The organism is Streptomyces sp. 8L (genome assembly GCF_020176795.1).
GTDB lineage: Bacteria > Actinomycetota > Actinomycetes > Streptomycetales > Streptomycetaceae > Streptomyces.
Window position 1 is genome coordinate 1 of the sequence record NZ_JAIUKE010000625.1, and the last position, 5,478, is coordinate 5,478.

General features: G+C 71.9%; 3 protein-coding genes. 1 reads left to right on the forward strand and 2 read right to left on the reverse strand.

Annotated elements, in window-relative coordinates; translation table 11 throughout:
• Positions 1-191: 191 nt before the first annotated feature.
• On the reverse strand, positions 192-1,325 hold the full coding sequence (locus LCE31_RS35965; RefSeq protein WP_225022073.1) for a PP2C family protein-serine/threonine phosphatase: 1,134 nt from the start codon (positions 1,323-1,325) through the stop codon (positions 192-194).
• A gap of 361 nt (positions 1,326-1,686) precedes the next feature.
• Here LCE31_RS35965 and LCE31_RS35970 point away from each other — a divergent pair, with 361 nt between their 5' ends.
• Positions 1,687-3,615, forward strand: a complete 1,929-nt coding sequence (locus LCE31_RS35970) for a Xaa-Pro dipeptidyl-peptidase (RefSeq protein WP_225022076.1) — start codon at positions 1,687-1,689, stop codon at positions 3,613-3,615.
• A gap of 117 nt (positions 3,616-3,732) precedes the next feature.
• On the opposite strand, the gene LCE31_RS35975 is transcribed toward LCE31_RS35970, so the two are convergent.
• Positions 3,733-5,139: an APC family permease gene (locus LCE31_RS35975; RefSeq protein ID WP_225022078.1), complete on the reverse strand. Its 1,407-nt coding sequence runs from the start codon at positions 5,137-5,139 to the stop codon at positions 3,733-3,735.
• Positions 5,140-5,478 lie beyond the last annotated feature (339 nt).

Here is a 5,478-nt window from a genome sequence, read left to right on the forward strand (position 1 = left end):
CCCCGGGGGGGGGGCCCCCCGCCCCCCCGCGCGCCGCCCCCCCCCCCCCCCCCCCCCCCCCCCCCCCCCCCCCCCCCCCCCCCCCACGGGTGTCGCCCCGGCGTCAGACCCCACAGACCTCAGGGGCCTCAGGAGTGTCGGGGGCCTCAGACACATCACAGGCATCAGGGACCTCGGGGGTCTTATGGACCTCACGGTCCGGGCCCCGTGCGGGTCACCGCGATCATCGCCATGTCGTCGTCGAGCCGGCCCTGCGCGTACTCCAGCAGGTCCCGTGTGAGGCGGTCGAGGAGCGCTCGCGGGCCGCCCGTCGACCACGACGACTCCTGGCCCGCCTTGGCGGCGCGCTCGTGCAGCGGGTAGAAGACGCCCTCGCCGTCGCGCGCCTCCGAGACACCGTCCGTGTACAGCAGCAGCTGGTCGCCATGTGCGAAGGGGAAGCTCTCGGCCGCGTACGTGGTGTCCGCGAGTCCCCCGAGGCCCAGCGGCGGCGCGGGCTGCCGGGCCCGCATCGGCGTGGCCGTACCGCCGGACAGCACGAGCGGCGGTGGATGGCCGCAGGTCACCAGGTGGATGACGGGATCGTCGTCCGGGATGTCCACCACGGCCGCCGTCACGAAGCGCTCGCCGACGTCGGCCTCCACGCCCGACAGCTCGGCCAGCCCCCAGTGCACGCTGCCCTCCAGGTACGCGACCAGCTCGGGCAGCGGCGCCTGCCGGTGGGCCGCGGCCCGGAACGCGCCCAGCATGATCGTCGTGTCGGAGATCGAGTCCAGGCCCTTGCCGCGTACGTCGCCGATGAGCAGACGGGTCGAGTGCGCGGTGCGGGCGAGGGCGAAGAGGTCCCCGCCGATCCTGGTGTCGGTCTCGGCGGGACGGTACTCGGTGGCGATCCGCAGCGGGCCTGCGTCCGTGGGAAGCGGGCGCAGCACCGCGGCCTGGGCCGTGTCGGAGATGAGCCGGGCCCGTCTCAGCTGGTCCTGCCGGCGTTCTCGCAGGTAGCAGAAGAGGATGAGCAGCAGGGACACCAGCACGAGCGCCGACAGTTCCAGCAGGACCTGCTCGGACCCGAGGGAGTGCCGTTCGAGCCCGACCCCGATCTGCGCCGCCACGGCCAGCACGCCGACGGCCGCTGTCGTACGGACCCCCGCGACCGCCGCAGTGAAGGTGGGCGCCACGGTCAGCAGCGGCGCGATGTGCACGTCCCCTGGCAGGTAGTAGTCCGCGACCGGGATCGCCACGATCAGCATCAGCGGCGCGACGATCAGGATGCTCCCGCCGGCCTGCTCCGTGTCCGGCGAGGCGGTGAACGAGTACCGGAACATCTTTCCTGCTTACACCCCCGAGCCGGGTGGCGCCCCCGCTGGCGCCCCGGCCCGGCCGCAGCGCGGACCGTACCGCCGCGGCACCCCCGGCTCACCTGTCCGTTCCCGTGCGTGCCCGCTTGCTCCTGTGCCTGCCGGCCCGCTCCCGTCCGTGCCCGCCCGTGTCCGTTCGGCTGCGACGCGACTCCGGTTCCGGTCCGGCTCCGCCGGGGGAGGGGCCGAGCCCGTGGTGTCCCTCGCGATGCCCGCGAACGCGCGCGCGGCCTTCGGACCACAGCGCGGTCACAGCTGGCGCGAATGTGTCTTGTGGGGATGGTGGTGTACGCGGGAGAGTGCGCGCGCCAACTCCAGGAGGTAGTGCGTGCGCAACACATCCCGGCGAAGAGGCCTCGCGTCCCTCGCCCTCACGGCCGCCCTCGCCGCGGCGGGCATGCCCGCCGCCCACGCGGCGCAGAAACCTTCCATCAGGGTCACCGCCGACGGGACCCAACCCGTCTTCTCCTACGCGGACGCCGTCCGCGAGTACGTCAACGTGCAGTCGAGCGTGGACTCCGACGGCGACGGCAAGAAGGACCTCATCCGGGTCGACATCATCCGCCCCCGGGAGAGCGGCCCCGGGTTCAAGGTCCCCGTCATCATGGACGAGAGCCCGTACTACGACAACCTCGGCCGGGGCAACGAGTCCGAGCGCAAGACCTACGACGCGCAGGGCGACCCCGCCAAGTTCCCCCTCTACTACGACAATTACTTCGTGCCGCGCGGCTACGCCGTCCTTGAGGTCGACATGGACGGCACCACCAAGTCGCAGGGCTGCCCGACGTCCGGCGGCGCTTCCGACGTCCTCGGCGGCAAGGCCGTCGTGGACTGGCTGAACGGCCGGGCCAAGGCCTTCGACGCCCAGGGCAAGCAGGTCAGCGCCGACTGGACCAACGGCCGTACCGGCATGATCGGCAAGTCGTACGACGGCACCCTCGCCAACGCCGTCGCGGCGACCGGCGTCCAGGGCCTCGACACGATCGTCCCGATCTCGGGGATCAGCTCCTGGTACGACTACAGCCGCATGGGCGGCACCCTCTTCTCGCCGGGCGAGGAGGAGGGCCTCGCCCAGACCGTCGACACCGATCCGCCCGCCAAGTGCGCCGCCGTACGCAAGCAGCTGGCGGCCGGCGAGGACGACGCGACGGGGAACTACAACGCCTTCTGGAACGAGCGGAACTACGTCAGCGGGTCCGTCGGCGACGCGAGCAAGGTGCACGCCTCGGTCTTCGCCACCCACGGCCTCAACGACCTCAACGTCAAGCCCAGCCAGTTCTCCACCTGGTGGTCCGCGCTCGCGAAGCAGGGCGTGCCGCGCAAGGTGTGGCTGTCCCAGTACGGGCACGTCGACCCGTTCGACTACCGGCGCGACGCCTGGGTGGACACACTGCACCAGTGGTTCGACCACTGGCTGTGGAAGATACCCAACGACGTGATGAAGCAGCCGCGCGTCGACCTGGAGACCGGCCCCGACCAGTGGACCACCCAGTCCGACTGGCCCGCGCCGGGCGCGTCCCCCGTCACGCTGCGCCCGCAGAAGGACGGCACCCTCGGGCTGAAGGCCTCCTCCGGCACCGGCACGTACAGCGACACCGAGCAGTCCGAGTCCACGGTCGTGAGCGCGCCGACCACGGCGGAGCCGTACCGCCTCGCCTACAGCACGGCGCCGCTCGCCGAGGACGTACGGATCTCCGGCACACCGAAGGTCGGCCTCCGCGTCAAGCTCGACAAGCCCACCGCCAATCTCGGCGCGCTCCTCGTGGACTACGGCACGGACACCCGGGTGAACTACCTCGGCGGCGGTGAGGGCGTGAAGACGCTGACCACCGAGGACTGCCACGGCGAGAGCACCGCGGTCGACGACGCCTGCTACAAGCAGGTCGCCACCGACACCGTCACCTCCGACATCAACGTGGTCGCCCGCGGCTATGTCGACGCCCAGAACCGGAACTCGCTCAGCAGTCCGAGCGCGCTGAAGCCCGGCGCGTACTACACGGTGAACTGGAACACCCTCCCGCAGGACTACCGGTTCAAGGCCGGGCACCGGCTCGCGCTCGTGCTCATCGGCACGGACGGCGACGTGCAGGGCGACAGGGCCACGGGGGCTTCCGTGACCGTGGACCTCGCGGCGAGCGGGATCACACTGCCGGTCGTGGGCGGCGCGGGCGCACTGGCGAGCCCGTCCACGGCGCCCGGCGCCTGGCGGGCGCCGTCGCACGTCGTCCTGCCGAAGCCGCACCGGTCCTTGAAGTAACGGACGGCGGCGGCCCGTACAGGTAGTTCGCACGGAGTACGGGAACAGTCGTTCGGGAGCAGTTGTACGGGCCCCGTGGCCGCCGTCGCGCGCGCCCCGGGGGGCCCGTCACGCCGGTCAGGGCGTGGGCGCGCCCACCGGCTCCGTCGGTTCCGTCGGGGCGCTGCCCCTGCCGTCTCCGCCGTGGCCCGTCGCGTACCGGGCGATCGCCACACCGATGCCCAGCGCGAGCCAGCACGCGGCCACGACGAGGGCCACATGGCTCGCCGTCACGAGCAGCGCGATGATGATCGCCACGCCGAGGACCGGGACGACGACCGCGGCGACCCGGGCGCCGGCCGACGCCGCCCGGCTGTCGCGCCGCACCACGAAGTAGCCGAACACCGAGGCGTGCAGCAGCACGAACGCGGACAGCGCGCCCACCGTCACCATGGACGACAGCGTGTCGAGCCCGTTGGGCTGGGTCGCGGCCCAGATGGAGAGGGCGAGCGTCGCGCCCGCCGACAGCAGGATCGCGGGGAGCGGGGTCTGCGTACGGGAGTTGATGCGGCCGAGCCAGGACGGGAGGTGGCCCTGGCGGGCCATGCCGTACATGAGGCGGCTCGCGGCGGCCTGCGCGACCAGGGCGGAGAAGATCGGTCCTACGGCCTTCGTGGCGCTGACCGTCGTGCCGAGCCAGCCGCCGATCGCGGAGCGGATGATCGAGTAGAACGCCGTGCCCTGGTCGGACGGGTGGGCGGCCAGGTGCTGCGGGGACACGTCGCTGATGAGGTCGGCGAGGTACGTCTGCGCCACGAACAACAGGCCCGCCAGCGCCAGGCAGAACAGCACGGCCCGGCCGACCTGCCGGGAGCCGCCGCTGTTCTCCTCGGCGAAGCTGGCGATCGCGTCGAAGCCGAGGAACGAGAGCACCGCCACCGAGACCGCGCCGAGCACGCCGCCGATCGCGAGGTTCCCCGTACTGGTCAGCGGACTCGCCCAGCCCCTGCTGGGGCCGTCGTGCACCAGCACGACGATCGCGCCGACGATGAAAATCGCCAGCACCACGACCTCGATGACCAGCATGATCATGCCGACCCGGGCGGCGATGCCGACGCCCGCGAGGTTCAGGGCGGTGAAGACGACGATGGCCACCCCCGTCGCCAGCCAGGTCGGAATGCCGGACACCAGCGAGTGCGTCGCGATGCCCGTGAACAGGGCCGCCACGGCCGGGATGAACAGGTAGTCGAGACTCGCCATCCAGCCCGCGAAGAAGCCGGGCCAGCGTCCGAGGCCCGCCGTCGCGTACGCGGACACGGAGCCCGCCCGCGGCACGGCCGCCGACATCCGCGCGTACGACCAGGCGGTGAAGCCCATGGCCACCGTGGCGACGATGAACACGAGGCCCGTCGCGCCGCCGCTCTTGGCGTCGAGGACACCGAATACGCCGATGGGCGCGGTCGGCCCGATGAACAGCAGGCCGTAGACGATCAGGTCCTTCACCGACAGGGTCCGTCGGAGGTGGGTGGGGGCCTCGGGTGGCATACGGGTACTCCAGGTCGGGGGACGTTCGGAGCGGGTGCCGCGGCTGCTCGGGGAACGAGAACAGTGCTACGTACACACACTCCGGTTGAGCGCCAACGCGCGCCCGCGGCGTATTCATTCCGCCGCATTCCGCTGTATCCCGCTTCGTTCCGATCGTTCCGAGTCGTTCGAGGTAGCGGGTTCCGGGTCGGCGGCGACACGGGGGAGGGATCAGGGGACGTTCACGGACGTGGGGGAAAGGGGATGGATGGGGAGGAGTGGGTTGAAGATCCTACAAAAGCGAGACGCGTGACGAGAAGCACCGTACCGGCGCGCGGTGCGGCGGGTCGAGGGTGTACG